The organism is Winogradskyella poriferorum (assembly GCF_050618035.1).
GTDB lineage: Bacteria > Bacteroidota > Bacteroidia > Flavobacteriales > Flavobacteriaceae > Winogradskyella > Winogradskyella poriferorum_A.
Genome location: NZ_JBODPY010000004.1, coordinates 309,076 through 333,098, shown reverse-complemented (window position 1 = coordinate 333,098; position 24,023 = coordinate 309,076). Strand labels below are relative to the sequence as shown.

General features: G+C 34.6%; 19 protein-coding genes. 9 read left to right on the top strand and 10 right to left on the bottom strand.

Going from position 1 to position 24,023, the window contains the following annotated elements; all coding sequences use genetic code 11:
• The 5 genes from ACRHOC_RS11240 to ACRHOC_RS11220 are packed head-to-tail and all read left to right on the top strand — an operon-like array spanning position 1 to position 4,924.
• Positions 1 to 891: a DUF6268 family outer membrane beta-barrel protein gene (locus ACRHOC_RS11240; RefSeq protein ID WP_431158737.1), complete on the top strand. Its 891-nt coding sequence runs from the start codon at positions 1 to 3 to the stop codon at positions 889 to 891.
• 2 nt (positions 892 to 893) lie between these two features.
• Positions 894 to 2,057, top strand: coding sequence for a sigma-54-dependent transcriptional regulator (locus ACRHOC_RS11235; RefSeq protein ID WP_431158736.1), 1,164 nt, complete (start codon positions 894 to 896; stop codon positions 2,055 to 2,057).
• Positions 2,058 to 2,065: 8 nt separating this feature from the next.
• Positions 2,066 to 2,944: a PPK2 family polyphosphate kinase gene (locus ACRHOC_RS11230; protein ID WP_431158735.1), complete on the top strand. Its 879-nt coding sequence runs from the start codon at positions 2,066 to 2,068 to the stop codon at positions 2,942 to 2,944.
• Between the two features lie 2 nt (positions 2,945 to 2,946).
• Complete coding sequence (locus ACRHOC_RS11225; protein WP_431158734.1) at positions 2,947 to 4,350, top strand: M20/M25/M40 family metallo-hydrolase; 1,404 nt, start codon at positions 2,947 to 2,949, stop codon at positions 4,348 to 4,350.
• Positions 4,351 to 4,354: 4 nt separating this feature from the next.
• Positions 4,355 to 4,924, top strand: coding sequence for a hypothetical protein (locus ACRHOC_RS11220; RefSeq protein ID WP_431158733.1), 570 nt, complete (start codon positions 4,355 to 4,357; stop codon positions 4,922 to 4,924).
• 2 nt (positions 4,925 to 4,926) lie between these two features.
• Here ACRHOC_RS11220 and ACRHOC_RS11215 read toward each other — a convergent pair whose 3' ends face one another.
• Positions 4,927 to 5,736 carry a M23 family metallopeptidase gene (locus ACRHOC_RS11215; protein ID WP_431158732.1) on the bottom strand — a complete coding sequence of 270 codons (810 nt, stop codon included), beginning with the start codon at positions 5,734 to 5,736 and terminating at the stop codon, positions 4,927 to 4,929.
• Between the two features lie 60 nt (positions 5,737 to 5,796).
• On the opposite strand from ACRHOC_RS11215, the gene ACRHOC_RS11210 reads away from it, so the two are divergent.
• On the top strand, positions 5,797 to 6,171 hold the full coding sequence (locus ACRHOC_RS11210) for a bleomycin resistance protein (protein WP_431158731.1): 375 nt from the start codon (positions 5,797 to 5,799) through the stop codon (positions 6,169 to 6,171).
• Between the two features lie 9 nt (positions 6,172 to 6,180).
• Here the strand turns inward: ACRHOC_RS11210 and ACRHOC_RS11205 are convergent, their stop codons facing one another.
• From ACRHOC_RS11205 to lysA, 5 genes are all read right to left on the bottom strand, one after another.
• Positions 6,181 to 6,903, bottom strand: coding sequence for a hypothetical protein (locus ACRHOC_RS11205; protein ID WP_431158730.1), 723 nt, complete (start codon positions 6,901 to 6,903; stop codon positions 6,181 to 6,183).
• 117 nt (positions 6,904 to 7,020) lie between these two features.
• Complete coding sequence (locus ACRHOC_RS11200) at positions 7,021 to 9,717, bottom strand: S9 family peptidase (RefSeq protein WP_431158729.1); 2,697 nt, start codon at positions 9,715 to 9,717, stop codon at positions 7,021 to 7,023.
• 39 nt (positions 9,718 to 9,756) lie between these two features.
• Entirely contained in the window at positions 9,757 to 10,944 is a 1,188-nt protein-coding gene (locus ACRHOC_RS11195; RefSeq protein WP_431158728.1) for a DUF1624 domain-containing protein, read from the bottom strand.
• 202 nt (positions 10,945 to 11,146) lie between these two features.
• Positions 11,147 to 11,878 (bottom strand): hypothetical protein, encoded by a 732-nt coding sequence (locus ACRHOC_RS11190; protein ID WP_431158727.1) that lies wholly within the window; start codon positions 11,876 to 11,878, stop codon positions 11,147 to 11,149.
• 231 nt (positions 11,879 to 12,109) lie between these two features.
• Positions 12,110 to 13,312 carry a diaminopimelate decarboxylase gene (lysA, locus tag ACRHOC_RS11185; RefSeq protein WP_431158726.1) on the bottom strand — a complete coding sequence of 401 codons (1,203 nt, stop codon included), beginning with the start codon at positions 13,310 to 13,312 and terminating at the stop codon, positions 12,110 to 12,112.
• 217 nt (positions 13,313 to 13,529) lie between these two features.
• Between lysA and sucC the strand changes: the two genes are divergently transcribed.
• Entirely contained in the window at positions 13,530 to 14,720 is a 1,191-nt protein-coding gene (sucC, locus tag ACRHOC_RS11180) for an ADP-forming succinate--CoA ligase subunit beta (protein ID WP_431158725.1), read from the top strand.
• A 155-nt stretch (positions 14,721 to 14,875) separates the two neighbouring features.
• Positions 14,876 to 15,217, top strand: a complete 342-nt coding sequence (locus ACRHOC_RS11175; protein ID WP_431158724.1) for a hypothetical protein — start codon at positions 14,876 to 14,878, stop codon at positions 15,215 to 15,217.
• Between the two features lie 56 nt (positions 15,218 to 15,273).
• On the opposite strand, the gene ACRHOC_RS11170 is transcribed toward ACRHOC_RS11175, so the two are convergent.
• On the bottom strand, positions 15,274 to 15,975 hold the full coding sequence (locus tag ACRHOC_RS11170; RefSeq protein WP_431158723.1) for a phosphoadenylyl-sulfate reductase: 702 nt from the start codon (positions 15,973 to 15,975) through the stop codon (positions 15,274 to 15,276).
• An 86-nt stretch (positions 15,976 to 16,061) separates the two neighbouring features.
• Positions 16,062 to 16,304, bottom strand: coding sequence for a DUF1456 family protein (locus ACRHOC_RS11165; RefSeq protein ID WP_431158722.1), 243 nt, complete (start codon positions 16,302 to 16,304; stop codon positions 16,062 to 16,064).
• Positions 16,305 to 16,660: 356 nt separating this feature from the next.
• Between ACRHOC_RS11165 and ACRHOC_RS11160 the strand changes: the two genes are divergently transcribed.
• The gene (locus ACRHOC_RS11160; protein WP_431158721.1) at positions 16,661 to 17,062 is read left to right on the top strand and encodes a TerB family tellurite resistance protein; all 402 of its coding nucleotides are present in this window, start codon (positions 16,661 to 16,663) and stop codon (positions 17,060 to 17,062) included.
• A gap of 2 nt (positions 17,063 to 17,064) precedes the next feature.
• On the opposite strand, the gene uvrB is transcribed toward ACRHOC_RS11160, so the two are convergent.
• Together uvrB and ACRHOC_RS11150 are read right to left on the bottom strand one after the other, a co-directional pair.
• The gene (uvrB, locus tag ACRHOC_RS11155; protein ID WP_431158720.1) at positions 17,065 to 19,071 is read right to left on the bottom strand and encodes an excinuclease ABC subunit UvrB; all 2,007 of its coding nucleotides are present in this window, start codon (positions 19,069 to 19,071) and stop codon (positions 17,065 to 17,067) included.
• Positions 19,072 to 19,106: 35 nt separating this feature from the next.
• Positions 19,107 to 23,960: a choice-of-anchor L domain-containing protein gene (locus ACRHOC_RS11150; RefSeq protein ID WP_431158719.1), complete on the bottom strand. Its 4,854-nt coding sequence runs from the start codon at positions 23,958 to 23,960 to the stop codon at positions 19,107 to 19,109.
• Between the last annotated feature and the right edge of the window lie 63 nt (positions 23,961 to 24,023).

Sequence of the window (24,023 nt, the reverse complement as noted above, 5' to 3'; positions counted from 1 at the left end):
ATGACTAATTGGCTTTCAAGATTTATACTTCTTACAGGTGTCTTTACCTTTAGCTGTATACATTTTGCCCAAGCCCAATTAACAGACCTCGCCAAATTAGAGTATTCTTTCATACCAAGCAGTAAATCAGAAGATCAATATACCAGATTAAGAGCTTCATTAAACTTTCCCATTAGAATTAAGGATAAAGATTATTTAATTGTTGGCGGTGAATACAATAGAATAATTCTAAACCTTGAAGACGAATATCCCTTCAATACTAATGAAATTAAAACCCTTCATATAATTGATTTTAGTTTAGGTTACACCTTTAAGTGTAAAAATGACTGGCGTTTGGGACTCAATATAAACCCAAGGATTGCCTCCACTTTAACGACTTCGATAACAGGTAATGACTTATTTTTAAATGGTGGTATATTTGCAATAAAGGATAGAACCTCTGCTACCGATATTGATCGTCCTTATCGTTTAGTTTTAGGTTTAACTTACAATACAACTGCAGGATTGCCCTTTCCATTGCCCTTTGTAAGTTACTATAGAAGAGTTAACAAGAATTGGTCTTTTAACTTAGGTGTACCAAAATCTAATTTGAAGTATTTTTTTGATGAAAAGAGCATGCTTCAGGTCTTTGCAGCACTAGATGGTTATTTTGCTAATATTCAACAACCTTTTGATGTCAATGGTCAACTCGTAGATAATATCTCACTTTCTCTTGCAGTTGCAGGAGTTGGGTACGAATATTGTTTTACAAAACATCTAGTGGCTTATACCTATTTAGGTTATACCTTTAGATTAAATAACGTATTAAGAAATGGTGATCGTGATGAAATATTTGGTTTAAATGAGCTGAATGCTTTTTATTTAAGATCAGGAATAAAATTTAAAATATAATTATGTCAAAAATATTAATAATTGAAGATGAGGCGGCTATAAGGCGTGTTTTAGTAAAGATACTATCTGAAGAAAACGATGCTTATGCTGTTGATGAAGCCGAAGATGGTTTGGCAGGTATAGAGAAAATTAAGAAAGACGATTTTGATCTCGTCCTCTGTGATATTAAAATGCCAAAAATGGATGGTGTAGAAGTTTTAGAGGCGATTAAGAAGTTAAAACCAGAAACTCCAGTGGTAATGATTTCTGGTCATGGAGATTTAGATACTGCGGTAAATACCATGCGTTTAGGTGCCTTTGATTATATATCAAAACCACCAGACCTTAACCGACTTTTAAATACGGTTAGAATTGCATTAGACCGTAAAGAGCTTGTTGTAGAGAACAAACGACTTAAAAAGAAAGTTAGCAAAAACTATGAAATGATTGGCGAAAGTGATGCTATCGATCGCATAAAAGATATGATCGATAAGGTGGCGCCTACAGATGCACGCGTGTTGATTACAGGTCCAAATGGAACTGGTAAGGAACTAGTTGCACATTGGCTTCATCAAAAGAGTGATCGTTCTAAAGGGCCAATGATAGAAGTTAATTGTGCTGCAATACCTTCAGAATTAATTGAAAGTGAATTATTCGGTCATGTTAAAGGAGCCTTTACGTCTGCAAATAAGGATAGAGCAGGTAAGTTCGAAGCTGCTAATGGAGGTACAATATTTTTGGATGAAATAGGAGATATGAGCCTATCGGCTCAAGCCAAGGTGTTACGAGCATTGCAGGAAAGTCGAATTCAGCGCGTAGGAAGTGACAAGGATATCAAAGTTGATGTTCGTGTTGTTGCTGCAACAAATAAAAATCTTAAGAAAGAGATTGAAGATGGTAAATTTAGGGAAGATTTATACCATCGACTTGCAGTAATATTAATCCAAGTGCCTGCCTTAAATGATCGTAGAGAAGATATTCCATTACTTATCGATTATTTTGCAAATAAAATTTCACAAGAACAAGGGACGGCAAAAAAATCATTTTCTGCAAAAGCCATTAAATTATTACAGAATTATGATTGGACAGGAAATATCAGAGAATTAAGAAATGTGGTAGAACGTTTAATCATATTAGGTGGAAAGGAAGTAAGCGAATCTGATGTAAAATCCTTCGCTTCAAAATAAATTAGACTATGGAACATATTAAAATAGGCGACTATAAAATTACGTCTCAGGTTAGTATTAAAGATTTACCAACTGCGGTGGACTTAGGTGCTGGGAAAAAGGAAATTGAAAAGGAACTTAGACAGGTTAGTGAAGATTTAGCCGAGATCCAGAATACCATGTACGCGCATGGAAAATATTCTGTTTTAATGTGTATACAAGGTATGGATACTGCCGGGAAAGACAGTCTTATACGAGAAGTCTTTAAAGAATTTAATGTAAGAGGAATAGTAGCACATAGTTTTAAAAAACCTACAGATTTAGAATTAAAACATGATTATTTATGGCGTCATTATTTGGCATTACCAGCTCGAGGAAAGTTTGGAATTTTTAATAGAACACATTACGAAAATGTCCTCGTTACGCGTGTTCATCCAAATTACCTTATTTATGAAAACATGCCAGATATCAATTCGGTTGATGACGTAACTGATGCTTTCTGGGATAGACGTTTTGAGGAAATAAATAATTTCGAAAAACATATCTCTGATAATGGAACGATTATCTTCAAATTCTTTTTAAATATTTCTAAAGATGAACAAAAAAATCGTCTATTAAGACGACTGAATAAGCCTAATAAGAACTGGAAATTTTCTGCAGATGATTTAAAAGAACGTAAGCTTTGGGATAAATATCAGGCGTGTTATGAAGATGTATTAAACCGCAGTTCTAAAGATCATGCGCCATGGTTTAATATCCCAGCAGATGATAAGCCGACGGCCAGATATATTGTAGCAAAGATTTTATATGATACCTTAAAAAACTACAGCGATATTAAGGAGCCAGAACTACCGGCAAAAGAAAAAGCAAATATCAGCTTATACAAACAACAACTTGAAAACGAATAACCATGCGAATTTTAAAATTCCTATTAGTATTTTTTCTTATTGGAACATATAGTCACGGACAAAGTGACGAAGATGTTGTAAGGACCATATATAGTACCTCCTTAACTAATGGTAAAAGTTATGATTGGTTAGATTACTTGTCGAATACAATTGGTGGACGATTATCAGGTTCTACTAATGCACAGCTTGCAGTAGAATATACCAAAGCGGAACTTGAAAAATTAGGTTTGGATAAAGTTTGGTTACAGCCCGTAATGGTACCAAAATGGGTAAGAGGTGAGAAGGAGCAAGCCTATTTTCAGACATCTAATTCGTTTGAGAGGGTTAATATTTGTGCTCTAGGTGGTTCAATTGCAACGCCAACTGGTGGTACAAAAGCTCAAGTTATTGAAGTTGGTACTTATAAGAATATTGAGGCACTAGGTGAAGAAAAGGTCAAAGGAAAGATTGTGTTTATTAATCGACCATTACAACCTGAGTTGATAAATACTTTTGAGGCTTATGGTGGTTGCTCCTCAGAACGGTATCGAGGGGCAGCAGAAGCCGCCAAGTATGGAGCTGTTGGTACTATAGTACGTTCTTTAAGTTCTCGACAAGACGATTATCCGCATACCGGAAGTATGAGTTACGGAGATTTACCTCTTGAGGATCGTATTCCTTCAGCTGCGATTAGCACAAATGATGCGGTTAAATTGAGCAGTGCCTTAAAACAATCGCCAGATTTATTGTTCTATTTTGAGCAGAGTTGCGAACAATTTGAGGATGCCTTGTCTTACAATGTCATTGGTGAGATTACAGGTTCTGAGTATCCAAATGAATATATTTTAGTAGGAGGACATCTTGACTCTTGGGATTTAGGCGATGGTGCTCATGACGATGGTGCTGGTGTAGTACAATCAATGGATGTTCTCCGATTGTTAAAAGAAAGTGGAATCAAACCCAAACGTAGTATTAGAGTGGTGCTTTTTATGAACGAAGAGAATGGATTGCGAGGAGCACGTAAATACGCAGAGGTTGCAAAGGAAAAAGGAGAGAATCATATTTTCGCGTTAGAAAGTGATGCAGGTGGATTTACACCACGTGGTTTTTCTTTTAATGCCAATGAAGCAAATTTTAATCAGGTCCTAAATTGGAAACCACTTTTTAAACCCTATTTCATACATTATTTTGAAATAGGAGGAAGTGGTGCGGACGTTAGACCGCTTCAAACTGAAAGTAATGTAGTTGCGGGATTAAGACCAGATTCTCAACGCTATTTTGATCATCACCATGCATCAAACGATACGTTTGAGCATGTTAATAAACGCGAACTTGAATTAGGTGCAGCGACTATGACCTCATTGGTTTATTTGTATGACAAGTATGGTGTCAATCCATTACCGGAACCAAGTAAAATTAAAGATTAATTCCATGAAATTTGTTTTCTCTCTAGTCTTCATTGTATGTGTAGCCCTTGGTTTTTCGCAAGAAGATAAGACATCATTACCGTATTATGAGATACCTGAATATTCTGAGACCTATACTGCAGGCACTGTCGCTTCTAGGATGATAGACGCCTTAGGATTTAGATTTTATTGGGCAACACATGAGCTTTCCGACGCGGACCTATCATACCAACCTAATAAAGAGGGCCGTACGACGTTAGAAACCATGATACATATTTTTGAACTTTCAAATGTGATTGTCAATTCTACCTTAAAGCAACCCAATAAAAGTTTAATGGATTCACTATCCTATGAAGAATTGCGCCAAAAAACGCTATTAAATTTAAAAACAGCTTCAGATATCTTAAAAAAGAGTGATGATATATCACAGTATAAAATAATTTTTGGGGAGCAAGAAATTCCTTTTTGGAATCAGATTAATGGGCCTATAGCGGATGCTATTTGGCATTGTGGACAGATTGTTATTTACAGACGGTCTTCAGGAAACCCTATTAATCCAAAGGTTAATCATTTTACAGGCAAGATCAGATCTTAGTCTTACTTTTTACGTGTGTAGTACTTGCCAGGTTTAAGTTTCTTCGTTTTTTGATTTTTAAAGTAAAATGGGATTGAGATACCATTTGACTTGTATAGTACTAAATGAAGATGTGGTATTGTCGTAAAACCAGTCATTCCTGAAATAGCAATAGGTTCACCAACCTTTACTTCATCTCCAACATCGACTAAAGCACCGTTTAAATTTAAATGTACGTAATGTGCCATAGTACCATCCTTATGTAGGATGTAGACTTTATTTCCCTTATCGACGCATTTTCTTGTTTTACAATATTCATCGGAATCTTCTTTTACAAAAAATACAATACCATCCCTAACTGCGGTTATGGTGTCTCCAATTTTAGTCCCGAAATCAATTGCGTATCTAGAATGTGGCTGGTTATGAGAAAACTTACCTCCAAAGGATTGAATAATCTTATAGCGCTTACCCTTAGGATAGGGTAAGGTGTATTTGTAATCTTGATCTATAATTGAGTTAGGATCACCAAAGCTCCCTTTAAAGGCAATATATTTTTTACTACTGATAGAACTTGTATCAGCAACTTTAGATGAGGGGATGACGACAGCACTGAAGAGTGTATCTCGATGTTTTAATAGTGCTCCAGATTTAGTTCTAATGTAATTCTTTGTGCTATCTAAGGCTGTAATCTTAATCTCAATTGGCGCGTAAAATGGATTGATATAATCAAGATAAACAGAATCATTTTCAAAACGCTTATTCATTTCAATAGTCTGTGCACCCAAATAGTAAATTGGAAGTGATAAAAAAATGAAGAAGAATAAAAGTTTCATAACCTAAAGAGTTCAGAAATAATATTTTGTTACATTTATTGAACTAAGTTAATCAATTTTATGCTTGGATTTTTAAAAGCCATTCATCCTGTTTTACCCGTTAAGCATATAGATAAGGCAATTGAATATTATTGCCAAAAATTAGGGTTTGAAATTGCGTTTAAAGATCCAACCGATCCTAACGGTTATGCTGGTTTAATTAGGGATGCTATTGAAATTCATATACAATGGCATGATGAACAATCATGGGAAAATGGCTTAGATAAACCAATGATTAGAATTTATGTTGAGAATATCGAAGCCCTTTATAAAGAATATAGTACCAAAGCGGTTTTTCATGATAGAACAGAGCTCAGAGAAATGCCTTGGGGCACTAAGGAATTTGCTTTTTATGACCTTTTCGGTAATGGACTTACTTTTTATAGAGATTTATAAACTAAGGTATTAATCTGATTTGAGTGTAGTGTCAATCCTATTTATTAATTCTACAGCACCGTTTTTATGAGCACTCACAAATCGGCTGTGGTTAGAACTTGCTAAAATTAAATTAGAGGCGACTCTATTGCGATAGTCTGTAGATTCTCCAAAAAATTCTCGCATTTCATCAGTAAACTGGCCTTGCATCCAATTAACAAACCAATCTTTAGATTTTAAATAATCGAGATTTTTCAATGTTTCGGATTTTATAAATTCATTACTCTGTTCAATTATTGTTGAACTTGATTTATAATATTGTATGATTACCAATTGTAGGCTATCTGCTTCATTCATATCAAATTGGTTGAATGATTTAAGCATTAAATACCCTTTATCTTGAATAGTTAAGGGCTGATATAATGTGGTTAGGCTACGGCATAGCAGGCATTCTTCAATGTTTGACTTAGAATATTCCTTATTTATAATTTTGTTACTGTATTTATTAATAGAATCATAGAACTTTATGATCTCAGTAGCAACTAATGTATCTGTTACCAAATCCGCGCGGACGGTTTTTAGAATGGTCTTAAGCTGTTTATCTTGTTTTTTTTCTTCGTTAAGGTTGTTTACATAAAGTGCAAGAAGGATACCCACCATTACCAAGAAAATTTCACCAAGGGCATAGAAAAAATATGACGTTACTTTATTGTCAAACAAGTTCTTTCGTATTTTTCTAAAAAGATTAATCATGGTTTTGGTTACTATCGTTGTTTTCCTTTTTTATTTTTAAATACTGCGTAATTAGTCGTACTCCAAGTCTTGCGAACAGGATTATTGCGATGACCAGAACAACATCAAAACCATCCATTACTCTCTAATTACTCTAATACCAACATAATTGCTTTTTACCATATCCTCAGAATTTTGGTCTGCGTGATCGTATGCACTGTAACCAAAAATACCATTTTGGAAATATTCAGCTACATTCCCACCAAGGTCATAAACTAATGCCTCACCTATTTTCGAAGCTTTAAAAGAACCAACTTCTTTAATTAGGTTAGGGTCATGCGTTGCAAGTTTTGATTTTAATTTTTCGAAGTCACTTTTAATTAAGTCATAACCTGCCCAATAGTTCAATGTATTTTCATTTTTAGCCACTTTACGAGCAGTTTTATGGAATGATTGACCTTCTTTTTGATTTGGTAAACGATACTTGTCACCAGTAAGATTTGAAAGCCAAGCCAAGTAATTTTGTGCTTCTTCTAAAGAAACGATGACAGGATAATTGGCATGGCTAGCATCATACTTATGGTCTTCTTTGAAGGATTTGTATTGAGCATTTGTGATCTCAAAACGACCTATCGCGATAGAATCTTTACCTACTGAAACGGTTTCAGGTATTAATTTACCATTAATTATTTCTCCATATAGGCCATCGGTTTTTTTAACGTCTTGTAACTTAATGATGTGTTCTAATGGACTGCCTTTTTTAAAGGCCTCATTGGTAGTGTTAGGTTTATTGAGTAAATAGGTTTCAATCCAAGTTATTTCTTCCTTCATTTTACGAAGTTGATGCGTTATTTTTCCTAGACCATGTGGTTGCCCAGGAAACCATAAGAAGCGCACTGGTGCTTTTCCTACTTGCTGTAAACCTCTATAATATTCCCAGCCTTGATCTCTAGGAACTGCTCTATCTGCACTACCATGAAAAATAATAGTTGGAGTTTTTATTTTTTCAATCTCAAATAAAGGTGATTTTAAAATATAATTTTCATTGTAGGATTTGCCATTAACGTCATCCCAAGGTGCACCACCGAAATAATGCTGATCAAAACTTACACCAAATCTACAGGTCCCATAATCTGATGTCCAATTCACATCACCAGCACCTGGTGCTGCAACTTTAAACAGATCTGGATAACGTACGGTAAGCATCGTGGTAATAATAGCACCGTTAGACCAGCCCATTGTACCCAATTTACTCTTGTCTATTTTTCCTTCTTCGTGCAATACCTCAATACCTTTAATGATATCTTCCAATTCTGGTTCGTAGTAATTTTCTTTTATGCTTTCTACATAAGACAGACCATGATTTGCGGAACCATGATAATTTGGTTTTAATACAAACATATCACGTTGCGCTAAGAGATTGGGATATGTACTCCACCTTTCTGACCATGAATCTAGATCTTGGCTGGCAGGACCACCATGTATAGAAAGCATTAAAGGATAACGCTTACCTTCCTCATAATTTTCAGGGTAATATAGAATTCCGGTTACTTCCTCATTTTTGTAACCTTTCCAAACCATAACTTCACTCTTAGTAATGCTCTTTTTTGAGAGATTTTTATTGAGTTGAATCAGGGCACTCTCGTTCGAAAATTTGTTTTCCTTAAGATCTGCAATGTGGTAGCTTGGTAGACGAGAAGCCGTAGAGTAATTGTATACGACTTTAGATCCGTCCATTGAAACAGCTCCAATAGAAACGTGATCATTTTTTTCGCCTAGATCAATTTTCTTTCGCGTCCATTTGGATCCATTTTTTTTATAATAAGCTAATCGTCTTGTAGCTCTATTTGCTAGTGATACCAATACATCGTTATTGACCACTTGATATCCTCCTGCATGTCCTAAGTCCCAATCGAGGTTAACCTTAGTAAAACTCATGTTACCAAGATCAAAATAGTACAATTCGTTGATTCCGGAACCATTATATTCTGGATTGGATCCATATTCTGAAGAAAAGTAAAATCCTTCGTTATCCTCTGTGAAGCGAAAACCATATGTAGGATAACCAAAATTAGATAAGATTCTTTTCGTTTCTCCTGTTTCCAAATTTTTCAGATACTGATACGGATCGTGTTGGGCGTCCGAAGCATAACTAATATTGCGCTGTTCACCATAAATGAGCCATTTACCATCTCTTGAAATTTGATATCCAGAAAGTGGTTTTTCATTATTTGTTAATCTTATATTCGATTTGTCTTTCAAATTATAAGCGTATACATGATTTGGTTTCCAGTGTAGCGTATCTTCCACTACCACAACGTTATCCTTTTTCTCTTCTAATTTAGTTTCGTACAGTGTTTTGCCGTCATTAGATTGGTAAAGCAATACTTCATTGGTCTTCCATTGTAGATTTGAAATTCCATTTTTAAATGTTTTAACTTCCTTGGCTTCACCACCATATATGCTCAGCTTCCATAATTTTTTTCCTTTATCTCTTGATGATAAAAAGTAAATATGCTCACCATCTCTTGAGAAAATGGGACTGTAATCATTTTCATTACCATTAGTAAGTTGCACAGTTTTAAATTGGTCATCTTCCTTAAGATTAAGTCGTGTCAAATAGATATCAGAAACAAAACGATCCTTTTCTTTGACACCCTTACGTTTGGTCCAGACCACCATTGAGTTATCAGGAGAGATGGAAATAGATCTCGCAGATTCGGTGTTTATGATATCTTCGGGTGTCCATCGTGATGGATCGGTAGTATTTTGAGATTGTACGAGATAACTAAAAGTCAAGAAGACTGTTAAAAATAAAGTGTTCAATTTGAGCATATTATCTTAAAATTGATTAGGATTTCGAAAGTTGTAAAGTTACAAATAAGTCAACCACCATTTATCTTTATTTGATAGTTTATATATCATATATTTTTTACAAATCGGATAAAGTATGGTAACAATAAGAATCCAAATTATATAAACGCTTAAGAGAGAATAACCATAGCCTTGTAATGCACCAGACATCATAGTTTCATTATCTAGAATCATGAGTTTCCAATCCTTTCCAGTTATTAATAATCCCAATATAGCTCCTAGGTGAATGATTAAGATATGCAGTATGTAATAAAAGAAGGGTACCCTTCCGAAAACAATTAATATTACTGTCGCTTTAGATTTAACGGATTCAATAACTTTAAGAAAAATAAATGCTGGTCCCAAGGTCATCAATAGATATATTAATGATGGCGGATATTTTGTAGCATTGAAAAAAGAAATTATTGTTTTTTCTGTGGATTCTTGTATCGACCAAGGTGCTATATCTCCATAAACATTTATACCTCTTAAAATGAAAAAGAGTAAAATTGAACCAAAGCCGAGATATGTCAACCATTTTTTTCTTTTTTCTGAGTCGAACCCTTTTTGATACAGTTGCCCAAAACAGTACCCTAGAGCCATTACACCTATCCATGCTAAAACAGGATATGAAAACCAAATCATCCGATTTTCGGGGATACTAATTCCGTTGTTTTGATGCAATATGTACCAAATAACTGAACCAATGCTAGAGCCTTCTCTTGTAATACTGTCCAGTGAATTATGTCCTAGGACAATTAAAAGTCCTATTATTAAAACCACTTTTTTAGGTAGCTGAATGAGTAGCCCTAAGGCAATCATACAAATCCCAATTGCCCAAATAACTTGAAGGTTTGTAAAACCGAATGAAGGATCGAACCACCATAAAAAATTGTTGATGAAAATTTCAACAACTATAAGCCAAATTCCCCTTGTTACGAGGAATTTTGATAGGTGTCCTTTTGATTTACTCTGACCATACAAAAACGCTGAGGTACCCGCTAAGAATACAAAAACTGGCGCACAAAAATGGGTAACAAATCGGGTTGCGAATAATACTATATTGGTGGATTCCATATTTTCAGGATAATTACCTGTAAAGGCATTTATATGAAAATAGTCACGTACATGGTCTAAGGCCATGAGGACCATGACCAAGCCACGTAAAATATCGATTGAATTAATTCGGTTGGATTTGATAGATGTCATATCTAAAAATTGAAAGCTTTAGTCATTAATAAAAGTATGAAAAAAGCGCTACCATAAGTAACGCTTTTAAAATTAGCGGTTGAATTGATAACTTAATTAACACTAGGCTTTGGTCGAATACTCAACTTTATTAAGTCAAATTAATGAGACCAAAACTATTTGTAGGATAACATAATACCGCTAAACTTGAATATATTTAATGTTAGTCAGCTTTTGACATATCATTATTCTTGGTGTAGATATAAGACCAAGATCCATCTACAGCAGCATTAAATTTTGCACGCATTTCAGCTGTTTTTTCTTCACCATGTGCCTTAGAATATACAGTCCATACACCATCACGATCTTCATCTAGGTCAGCAAATTTTTCGAAAGGCCAAGCAACAAGATAGTCAGCATCTTTTTCACTACCGCCTTGAACTTGGTACCAGTAAGCACGCTCATCACCTTCGGCTTTTTTCACCTCACCGGAAACAGCTTTAACTACTGACATAAAATCTGCACCATTGCTTACTCTAAAATATGTAACCCAAACTTTTGAAACAGGTTCATTAGAGTCATTGCTAACTTCTGGCATACTGGTGGTAATCATGTAGTTGACATCGGTCATGTGTGGCATAATAGATTCCATCATAATTGATCTACATTTTCCACTTGCTTCGTCTGGTCCTTCGTCCATACCAGCCCAATTTTCCATTATGTCGGTCACCGCATATACAGAGTTAGTTCCTTGTACACGATCCCAGAAATTCCAGGTGTCAGTACCGCCATTTTCGGCATAGCATTTTTTGTAGTTTTTAACGCCTTCAATAAATTGTGCATCATGACCCATTTTAACCTTAATGTGGGTTACATTGTTAATCATTGATGTGTTTTCGTCTTGTCCCATAAGAAAGAATGGAACAACAAGTAATAGAATACTTAGTTTTTTCATAATGTGAATGATTTAGTTGATTAAATTATAGTCAACCAAAACATAAATACTCTAATAGCATACAGGAAATCTATTAGAAATTAGGCACATGTAGTTAGGGTACGATTTATGTGATTTTTCTTACTAAGTAATTGAATTCTAAGGAAATAACTAATAGGAATATAGGGATATTTTCAATTTTAATATGAAATATCCGACGAAAGCGAATAAAAATCTTACAAATGGTAACTTTTAAAGTGCAATTTCAACTTGATTATGTAGAATATCATCAAATGATTCCCGCTTTCTTATGAGCTGAGCTTTTCCATTATGGAATAAAACTTCTGCTGGACGATAACGAGAATTATAATTACTAGCCATGGTAAAACAGTAGGCACCAGCATTTTTAAAGCATAGTATATCACCTTCATTAATCTCATTAATTCTACGGTTATTGGCAAAGGTGTCTGTTTCGCATATATAACCCACGACTGAATAAAACCGCTCGCGACCTTCTGGATTAGAAATATTTATGATTTCGTGTTGCGACCCATAAAGCATTGGTCTAATTAAGTGATTAAAACCTGAATCTATTTGTGCAAACACTGTTGAGGTAGTTTGTTTAACAACATTCACTTTAGCTAGAAATACGCCAGCTTCACTCACTAAGAACTTACCTGGCTCAAATGCTAATGTTAAGCTTCTTCCATAATCTTCACAAAATTCATTAAATCGTTGAGAAAGCTTTTGTCCCAATTCTTCAATATTGGTTTCTATATCGCCTTGCTTATAAGGGACTTTAAAACCAGAACCAAAATCTATAAAATCGAGATTTTTGAATTGTTTGGCGGTCTCAAATAAAATCTCACTGGCATATAGGAACACATCAATATCCAAAATATCACTACCTGTGTGCATATGGATGCCATTAATAGTCATTTTTGTATTTTCTACGATACGAAGTAATAAAGGTATTTGATGTATCGATATTCCGAATTTACTATCGATATGACCTACAGATATGTTAGTATTACCACCTGCCATAACATGGGGATTGATACGAATACATACAGGTATGTTTGGATGTTTGGTACCAAATTGTTCTAAAATTGAAAGATTATCTATGTTTATTTGAACACCCAATTCTGCTACCGCTTCTATTTCTTCGAGTGAAACACCATTTGGCGTATATATGATTTCATGGGGTTCGAAACCTGCACGCAATCCTAACTGTACTTCTTGAATCGAAACTGTATCCAAACCTGATCCTAGTGTTTTAAATAATTTTAAAACAGAAAGATTTGACAATGCTTTAACAGCATAGTTAATTCTAAGATTATCTACAGAATCAAATGCGTTTGTTAATCGGTTATATTGTTTTATAATCGTGGATGAATCGTATACATATAAAGGGCTACCAAATTGAGATGAGATGTCTAAAAGTTGTTGGGTCATAAGTTTTTTTTTCAAAGATATTTTATTGCGTATTCAAACTGATAAAAGTAATTATAAATATCATATTTTAAACATATTGTTAAATATATAACATTAACTATGTGTTTTACTTCGCTTGAAATTAATTGGAATTGGAAATATTAAACATTGTTAAATATAATTTGAGAAACGTTTTTGGTTATGTATTTTTGTGCTCCAAATAAATATCTGATAACAAATGAATTTACACGAATATCAAGGTAAAGAATTACTTAGTAGTTTCGGAGTACGCATACAAAGAGGTATCGTTGCAAAAAGTGCTAAAGAAGCTGTTGATGCGGCTAAAGAATTAACTGCAGAAACTGGTACGTCTTGGCACGTTATTAAGGCTCAAGTACATGCAGGTGGTCGCGGAAAAGGTGGCGGTGTCAAACTTGCAAAAAATCTTAATGAAGTTGAAGAGCTTGCTGGCCAAATCATAGGTATGAACCTAATAACGCCTCAAACATCAGCCGAAGGAAAAAAAGTACATCAAGTTCTAATTGCAGAGGATGTTTATTATCCTGGAGACAATGAACCAGAAGAATATTATATGTCTGTACTTTTAAATCGTGGTACAGGTAGAAATATGATTATGTATTCTACCGAAGGTGGTATGGATATAGAACAAGTTGCTGAAGAAACACCACATTTAATCTTTACTGAGGAAATAGATCCTGCAGTGGGTGTCTTGCCTTTTCAAGCAAGAAGAGTAGCTTTTAACTTAGGGCTTTCTGGAACTGCGTTTAAAGAAATGACCAAATTTGTTACATCATTATATACTGCTTATGTAAAATCAGATGCATCGTTATTTGAGATAAATCCTGTTCTTAAGACAAGTGATGATAAAATCATGGCTGTGGATTCAAAAGTAACTTTAGATGACAATGCATTATACAGACACAGAGGTTTGGCAGAGCTTAGAGATTTACGTGAAGAAAATCCAATTGAAGTCGAAGCTGGCTCTTTAGGGTTAAACTACGTTGATTTAGATGGTAATGTTGGTTGTATGGTTAATGGTGCTGGACTTGCTATGGCTACAATGGACTTAATTAAGCAAGCTGGTGGTGAACCTGCAAATTTCCTTGATGTAGGAGGTACGGCAGATGCTGCTAGAGTAGAGGCTGCATTTAAGATCATCCTTAAGGATCCAAATGTACAAGCGATTTTAATAAATATATTTGGTGGAATTGTAAGATGTGATAGAGTGGCGCAAGGTGTGATCGATGCTTATAAAAATATGGGTAATATTAATGTACCGATCATTGTAAGGTTACAAGGAACCAATGCGGATATTGCAAAAGACTTAATTGATAATTCTGGCCTAGATGTATTAAGTGCTACAGAATTTCAAGAAGCTGCAGATAAAGTGCAAGAAGTACTGTCATAGCCTATAAATACTGATATTACAGGCGCCTTTTTTAAGGCGCCTTTTTTTTGCTCTAATGTTAATTATCTGCTAATCAACGTTAAACAGTGTTAATACATGTAACATTTTTTTGTAACAACAGTCTATTAGGTATCAATCTTATAAAACGAAAAATTATGAAAACACTAAAAATGAGTGTGCTAGCCGTAGCAATTGCGTTTAGCTCTGTACTTTCAGCAAGTACAAACCCGATCAAAAAAGCAGAACCAAAATCAGTTTCTGAATCTGTTGGAGAATTTTTAAAGAACCCAGACTTACAGTTGAGTTCTGATGTTAGTGCCATTGTCGACATTATAATTAATGAAAATGACGAGATGGTTGTATTAAATGTAGAGACAGATAATGAATCAGTCGAAAATTACATTAAAGGTCGTTTAAACTATAAGAAGTTATCTAAAGAGACTATTGGCTATAATAAGTCATTCAAAGTTCCTGTAAAACTTATAGAGAACGATTAATAAGGAAAACAAAACTTATAATTAATTAAAAGCGTCTTTTATAAAGGCGCTTTTTTTTATAGATGTAACCCACATTCTGTTTTGGGGTTATTGTTCCATCGTCCACTTCTGTCTTCACCTGGGACTGTACAATGCTTGCAACCTATGGAATGGTAACCTTTTGCAACTAAAGGGTGAAATGGTAAATCGTGCTCTTTAATATAGGCATCTCTTTTTTCTTTAGAAATGTCTAAAAGAGGATAGAATTTTAAAATATTGCCACGTTGCTCAAAAATATTTAGAGTAGAACGATAATCACTTTGCCACTCCATTAAACCAGACATCCAAATATTATATTCTGCCTTAATTCGATCTAGTGGTCTTACCTTGTTAATAGAGCAACAAAAATCTGGATTTTTACGCCAGGTCTCATCCTTGGTTGTAAATGCATGTTCTTCTTTTAAGGCTGATACCGAAATGACATTGAGGTTATACTTGTCTTCTAAGGTCTTTTTATAGTTAAGCGTATCTTCAAAATGATATCCAGTATCAATAAAAAATACCTCTTGAGTAGTATTGACTTCCGACACGAGTTTGAGTAAAAAAGCTGAAGTTGCTGCGAAAGAACTCGTTAGCATAACATCTGTTGTCTGAAAGTCTTTGTATAATTGTCTTATCCGTTCTTTTGCAGTAAGAGATTCATACTTTTTATTGAGATTTTCAATTTCCTCTTCTGAAAAAATTTGCTTTGGGGCAATATTACCAGTTGTTTCAAACATCTATTAATCTTGGTTAAGGGAACCGCAAGTTATTGGCTTATTTTGGAAGAAGAAAATTGAACGAGGATTTTTGCGGACTTCATAATTTAAGACTTGTTTTTTTGCTTTTTTGGCATTGGACCCCTCAAATGAATGATTAATCCATTGAGGAAATTTCGAAGAATTTGATCACCACACTCCATATACTTTGGATGATCCTCTCGTCGGAAGAACGCATTTAGTTCACTTTTTGAAATTCTAAAATCTACTAGTGCTAATATTTTTACAATATCATCATCTCTAAGTTGATGTGCGACTCTTAGTTTTTTAAATATATCGTTGTTTGTCATTTTTGGAAATTGTTTTATTTGTCGAGTTAAAAGATACTAAATTACGTTTCTAGAATTTTAGAACATCTTCATTCAACAAGTTATGTTTTCATTAAAAAGTATCCATTTCTATTATGATCTTTAAAGTGCTGTAACTTCTTTAGCTATAGTGTTTTGCACATAATTTTATGACCGAATATTAGAACTAAATCATAAGATAAAAAGGCTCCAATACCATGCTATTATTGGGTTGTCGGTTGATGAACGTGTCAAAAACACGACCAATTACATCCTATTTTTCGACAAGATACACTATTAGTACGACAAGAAATTAATGCACCTACTTACCTTTACAGTGTTAATTTAATCCCTCACCCATGATTAACCGAGCTGAAAAATTAAGTCTACTATCTGAGATGATTGCATTTGCTCAGACAGATGATAATATTAAGACCATTGAATATAATTTCTTATTGAGTATTGCCAAGCAATTGGATATTTCAAAGGAAGATTTCGAGTATTTATTTAAGCATCCCGTGAATTATGTGCATTTAAAGACACATAGTGAACGCATTGTGCAGTTTCATCGCTTGGTACTACTTATGAATTTAGACCATAAGGTCTCCGACAAGCAATTGGTCAAAATACATAATTTTGGTTTAAGAATGGGTTTAAGTCATGAGTCAATCAACCGTGTACTTGATTTAATGGATAGTTTCCCAAACAAAATCGTACCACCAGATTTTTTAATTGATATTTTTAAGGTGCAGTATAACTAAGACTACTTTACTTTTAATTTCTCTAATTTTTCTTGGTAAGCGGTAATCTCATCTCTGTAACGCGCAGCTTCCATAAAGTCTAAGGATTTAGCTGCTTGTTCCATTTGTTTCCGTTTTTCTCTGATTTTCTTCTCTAACTGACCTTTTGTAAGATATTCACTTTCAGGTTCAGCAGCCAATTTAGCTTCAAGTTCGGTTTTATAGGTACTCACAGAATTTTTAGCCAATGCACTGTCTAAGCTTTTGTTAAGTGCTTTTGGAGTAATATTATTCTCAGTGTTATAAGCAATTTGCTTTTCTCTTCTATAGTTTGTCTCATCAATGGTTTTTTGCATACTTTGAGTTATTGTATCTGCATACATAATTGCCATACCATTAAGATTACGAGCAGCGCGGCCAACGGTCTGTGTAAGGGATCGATTAGAACGTAAAAAGCCTTCCTTATCCGCATCCAAAATAGCTACCAAAGACACTTCGGGTAGGTCAAGTCCTTCCCTTAACAAGTTAACACCAACGAGCACATCAAATAGTCCTTTTCGTAAGTCCTGCATGATTTCAACACGTTCTAATGTGTCTACATCACTATGAATATATCGACACCTAATCGATATTCTAGTGAGATATTTTACCAATTCTTCGGCCATTCGCTTGGTGAGTGTCGTAACTAAAGTTCGCTCATCTTTTTCTACTCTCGCCTGAATTTCTTCTATTAAATTATCTATTTGATTAAGACTAGGTCGAACTTCGATAATAGGGTCTAATAACCCAGTGGGTCTAATGACTTGTTCTACATAGATTCCACCTGTTTTTTGCATTTCATAATCTGCTGGAGTAGCACTTACATAAATAACTTGATTTTGTAAAGCTTCGAACTCTTCAAACTTTAATGGTCTATTATCCATAGCCGCAGGTAATCTAAATCCGTATTCTACTAAATTCTCTTTTCGACTTCGGTCACCTCCATACATAGCATGAACTTGAGAAATCGTAACATGACTTTCATCAACCACCATTAAATAGTCATCTGGAAAATAGTCTAATAAGCAGAAAGGGCGAGTACCTGGTGCTCTGCCGTCTAAGTAACGAGAATAGTTTTCTATACCAGAGCAGTAGCCTAGTTCGCGGATCATTTCTAAGTCAAACTCTGTTCGTTCTTTCAGTCTTTTTGCTTCTAAATGTTTACCAATATCTTTAAAATAATCGTGCTGTTTTACTAAGTCATCCTGTATCTCAATAATTGCATTTTGAAGAACATCAGGTGAAGTAACAAACATATTAGCAGGATAAATATTTAGTCTGTCATAGCGTTCCAAAACTTCATTGGTTAAGACATCAAAGGCTTCAATTTCTTCAATTTCATCTCCAAAGAAATGTATCCTAAAAGCATTATTTGAATAGCCTGGAAAAACATCTACAGTGTCCCCTTTTATTCTAAAATTTCCATTTTTAAAATCTGCCTCTGTACGAGAATATAGACTTTGGACGAGTTGATGTAGTAATTTTGTCCTAGAAATGACTTGATCTCTTTCGAGGGTGATAACATTTTTTTGAAACTCCACTGGATTACCAATACCATATAAACAAGATACAGAGGCTACTACCAATACGTCACGACGCCCAGAAAGTAATGAAGACGTGGTGCTTAGACGCATCTTTTCAATCTCTTCGTTTATAGATAGGTCTTTCTCGATGTATACTCCGGAAACTGGTATATAAGCTTCAGGTTGATAGTAATCATAGTAGGACACAAAGTACTCTACTGCATTACTTGGAAAAAACTGCTTAAATTCTGAATACAATTGTGCTGCTAGTGTTTTATTATGAGCTAGTACTAAAGTTGGGCGTTGCACCTCTTCAATGACATTGGCAACCGTAAAGGTTTTCCCAGAACCAGTAACGCCTAATAGTGTTTGATATTTTTCGTTCTGTTCAATCCCATTGGCAAGTTGTGAAATAGCTTGTGGCTGATCTCCAGTTGGGCTAAAATCCGATTCAATTTTAAAACGCATAGAGCAAATTTACGATAAAGAAGACTCTAAATCAATTAACGTCTTAGGGCAAAGTGGCCTTTTATTTGGAAGAATTCTCCATCCTTAACAACATCTGCGATATACCAATAATCACCTGCTGGTAAAGGAGAGCCGTTGTATGTTCCATCCCATCCTCTTGTATTATGATTTAATTCAGCTAATACTTTTCCAAACCGATCAAATATGCGTACGACTGTTCCTGGTAGGGTTTGGACACCTGTTATATGCCAAGTATCAAAATCACCATCATTATTGGGTGTTAAATGTTTTGGTGTATCAATCACTAATACTTCTCTTGTAGTTCTGTCACAACCGTTACGATCAATGACCGTAATCGTATTATACCCAATAGGGACATTATTAAAAATATTAGAAAATTGAGGTGGACCATCGTTAAGGCTATATAGATAATCACCAATACCATCGATAGTGATTCTAATATTATTTGGATCTGAAAAATCTACAGTTTCTACAAACTCAATTATTGCTGATTCAGATTCAATAACATTGAATGTACTTGTTGATGAACATCCAAATGCATTAGTTACAGTTACTGAATATGTGCCAATAGTATTTATTTCTATTTCTGGGTTGGTTTCATCTGTAGACCACAAGTAGCTGTCATCAGAATTACCAGTTTCTGCAGAAACAATTAATGGTAGATTATTTAAACATAAGACCTGATCTGGTATGAAGATATCTGGTAATGGATTAATAACTATTTCAAAATTTGTAAGGTCAAAACAGCCTGTGTCTAAATGTTCAACTCGTGCAAAAATAATTTCGTTTGACGCGCTTGTATGATTTGATGGGAGCGGATTAATCCCCTCGAAGGCCTCAATTTCTGAACCATGATAAGTGACAAAATAATCCACTGGATTTTGGCCGTTTAAAATAGTATTAGTTTGTTCGTTCAAATTTATAGATAAGATCCCATCATCATCATCGTCACAATATTCGACTTCCATTGGTTGAAAAGCAATTGGATTAGGTGCTATGTTTAATTGAAATGCGTGCACCGTATAACATTTTGTTGTGCTAAAAGCGATCCTAGCAAAAATAGCTATGTTATTAGCATTGTACGCGTAATTATTATCTAAGGGGTTAATATTCGCATCTGCATCTGCCTCACTAAGATGATAACTTATTTCTGCATTTAAGTTTAGTCCAACCAATTCATAATTGATATCACCTAGATCGATAGTATTGGTTTCGGTTTCACAAGTTGTATAGTTTTCAATCTCATTAACTTCTGGAGGTAGATTTATATTTAAATCAAACGGTACAATAATGAAGCATCCAGTAGTTAAATTTCGAACAAATGTATAGATTGTTTCATTTAATTCTTCATTAATGTAATCTTCAGGATTTGCTATTGGATTAATTTCATTTTCGGCATCTGATAAGGCGGTGTAGTAAGTGAAATCCACATTATACTGTCTACCATCTAGAATATCTAATTCGATGTCGGTTAGGTCCCATTGTATACTAGTTTCAAAATAGTTACCGCATTGGGTGAGTGACTGGTCGAAATTTACATCAGGTAAATCGAGAATATTAATGCTAAATGTTTCAATACCAAAGCATCCAGATTCACTATTTTCAATTCGGACATATAATTTTTCTGGATTGCTAGTACTTGTATAATTGATATTTACTGGGTTGGTTCCAAGACTTGCGTTGAGTTCAGTGGCATGAAAACTAACGTTTAATTCCATTGGGTTTCCGGCAGAAATTTCATCAATTTTTTGATTTAAGTCTATACTATACGGCCCACTGCCGTTGGTACCACAGATTGGAATATCTGTAGGAAGATTATATACAGGTGCTTGTCGCACTTCTATCTGCATAGGCGCAAGGGCGACACAACTATCTTCGTTACTATTTTCTATTCTTACGTAGATTGTTTGTGGATTAGAAATATTCTGATAGGCTACAGTTTTATCAATAGGATTTATTTTATTGATGGCATCTTCTTCAGATTCATGGTAATAAACCACCATATATGGTTGATTATTGATTATTAAATCGTCTCTAGTTTCAAAAAGAAAATTGCCGTCTTCCGTTGCGTCTATTTGGCATAAAATATAGTCAGGTAAAGCCTCGATTTGAGGATTAGCAAAAACTCTAACTTCAAAATCAATTATGGCAAAGCAGTTTAATTCGGCTCTCTCTAATCGCACAAAAATCTCCTGAGATTCTGAGTCGAAATTTTCGGGATTAGTAATGGCATTTCGATCTGCAAATGCATCATCAAAAGATGTGTAGAATTGGGTTGTAAATTCTTCGAGCTCTGTAGAAATTGTGGGTAGGACACTATATAAATTTATCGTAGAAATCCCGTCTTGATCGTTGTCACAAATTATTAAAGGCTCTGGAGACTCAAAATCTAAACTTTCAACAACATTAATATCTAAAGTGGTTATAGAGTAGCACTCGGTTATACTATTTTCAACACGCGCATAAAATTGTTGATTTGTTCCCAATATATTGTAGGTCTGCTCTATTTCATTTTCATCGTTGTCAGCGTCCTCATAACTTTCATAAAATTTTACAGAAGGAGTAGGTGTATTTTGTACCATTAGATCTCTGTAATATCTCAAGTTAATAGCAGTAGTGCCATCTTCTGCGTTAAAATTTCCACAGGCATCAGCAGATCGAGGCTCAAGAGTTGGGACCTCATTGACTCGAAGTATTATTGAGGTGAAGTCCTGGCATTCGTCATTATATTGAACTTTAAGGAAAAGTTCTGTATTTGCTTCATTCACCGTAAATATTTGGTCAACATCTAAAGGATTTTCATCATTAATTTGATCCTCCTCAGTTAAATAATATGTTAGAGATAAGCCTCTATAACCGCCAATTAATTCCTCAGTTACGGCATTTAAATCAAAATCAAAAATAGAGTCATTGGAAGGATCGTCACAGCGATTAACAATTGTTCCTTCGCCGATGACATTATTAGTAACATTTTTGTGTAATTCTAAGGGGACAATCGATGTACAGTAACCGCCTTGTTCTGCGATAGTCATGTAAATCGTTAACTGATTATTAGTTAATGTTAATATAGGATCACCAACAAATAAGAACGCATTGGTTTGGGCCAAGGCATCTTCAGCAGAAGCAAAATAATTTACTCTTGGTTCTGGAATCCACTCCGTGATTTGTTCAACAGCGTCATTCAGATTATAAGATTCTTCTGCTTCATCGTAGAATTCATCAATGGGTGTACATTTATTGATGATAAACCGATCAGTACCTACGAAAGGACTTTCATTAAACTCCATGGTGAAAGGGACAACAGAATGACATCCATTAAAATCGTCAACTACCCTTGCATAAAGTGTCTCAGTTTGCTCCGGATATGGATAAGGTGAAGGAATAGCATTTATGGCCATCTCAGCTTCCTCCTCAGTGTAGTGAAACGTTACAGTTCTATTAAATTCAAAATTAGCTACCCAAAAGTCATAAAAATCAAAATCCACACTAGAGAATGATGGTATATAAAGCTCCTCACATACAATTATGGGATCTATTATTCTTGTGTTAGGAGCAGGTAAAATGATAATATCAAACATGCCGATTTGAAGACAACTATCATCTAGACTTTCTATTCTGTAATAAATAGTTTCAAAATCCTCAGTGTTTTGATAAATGCCATTTATTGGATTATTATTTTGTTCTGCATCGTCAATAGATGTAAAATAAGATATGATGTAATCTTCTGATGGCAGAGTGTCAAATATTTCGTCATTTCTTAAGGTGAAATCAAAATCATAAATTCCATCACTAGGTTGTGGATCACAAACCGTTAGTTCTGGTATTGGTGTTGCACTTTCGAAACCTAGTACTTCTATTTCTATGGTGTCTTGTAACGTACATGTGCCTCCAGCAATGGGAAGAATAATCTCTACGTCATAAATGCCACTTTCTGTGACTTGAAGCGTAGGGCCATTTTCATTATTAATTTGAACCCCATCTTGATACCAGTTATAATCCGCTTGGTTGTTATTTATATTAGCATCAAGAGTTAGTGCATTACCACATACTGCCTGGTCAGGTCCAAGATCGATGGCATCTCCAAAACTATCTGCCTCAATAAAAACTGCAGAATCGAATCTTTGATCAATGTGATCTGCTATAACAAATTTTACATTGTATGTTGTGCCAGGAATAACTTCTGCAGATGCTGTTAACACATTAGTACTCGCATTAAAGTTTGTCCCTATTGGATCATAGCCTTGGAAATAGGGTAAATTCTGGGCATCACAAAAACCTTCTATATCGGGTCTTATACTACTCGTTGTAATTTCTGTTTCTGTATTTGGTACTAAAGCTATATTGATATAAGGTGTATTTGTACCTGCAGGACGGATTAGTATCCCAAATACGTCTTGAAAGTTACAAGGATATTCTTGTTGATACTCATCAGAAGCAAAAAGATATTTAAAGGCAATAAAATTGTTTGACGCAACCAAATCAAATTCTATAGATGTGGCATTAAGGGTTTGATCAATGCCAATAGTATTTAAGATTTCTGGATCTGTTGCCCATGATATTTCACCTTCGCTTAAGGATTGAGGAATAAATGTGTTACCAGCAGAATTAATGCTACCAGTTGATAAAACTAGACCACTGGCTAAAGGGAAATTTGAATCAGCACGTTGAAAAAAACCATAACTATTTATATTATTCGTTTGGCCATTAAAATTTGAGGTCGCGTTATTAGCTAAAATGCAACTTTCTCCAACCAGATTGTCAATTAATTCTTGTGGCTGTAAGGTATCATCAGTAATTATTTGTTGCGCTGTTAAAACATACAGATGCGCAAGAATGAAGAGAAATATGAAGATACTTTTCTTTTCCATTTTTTGATACCAAAAAAACAATAGCAATAAGGTGAATTCCCTTAGATTTCTTTTTTGGTATTA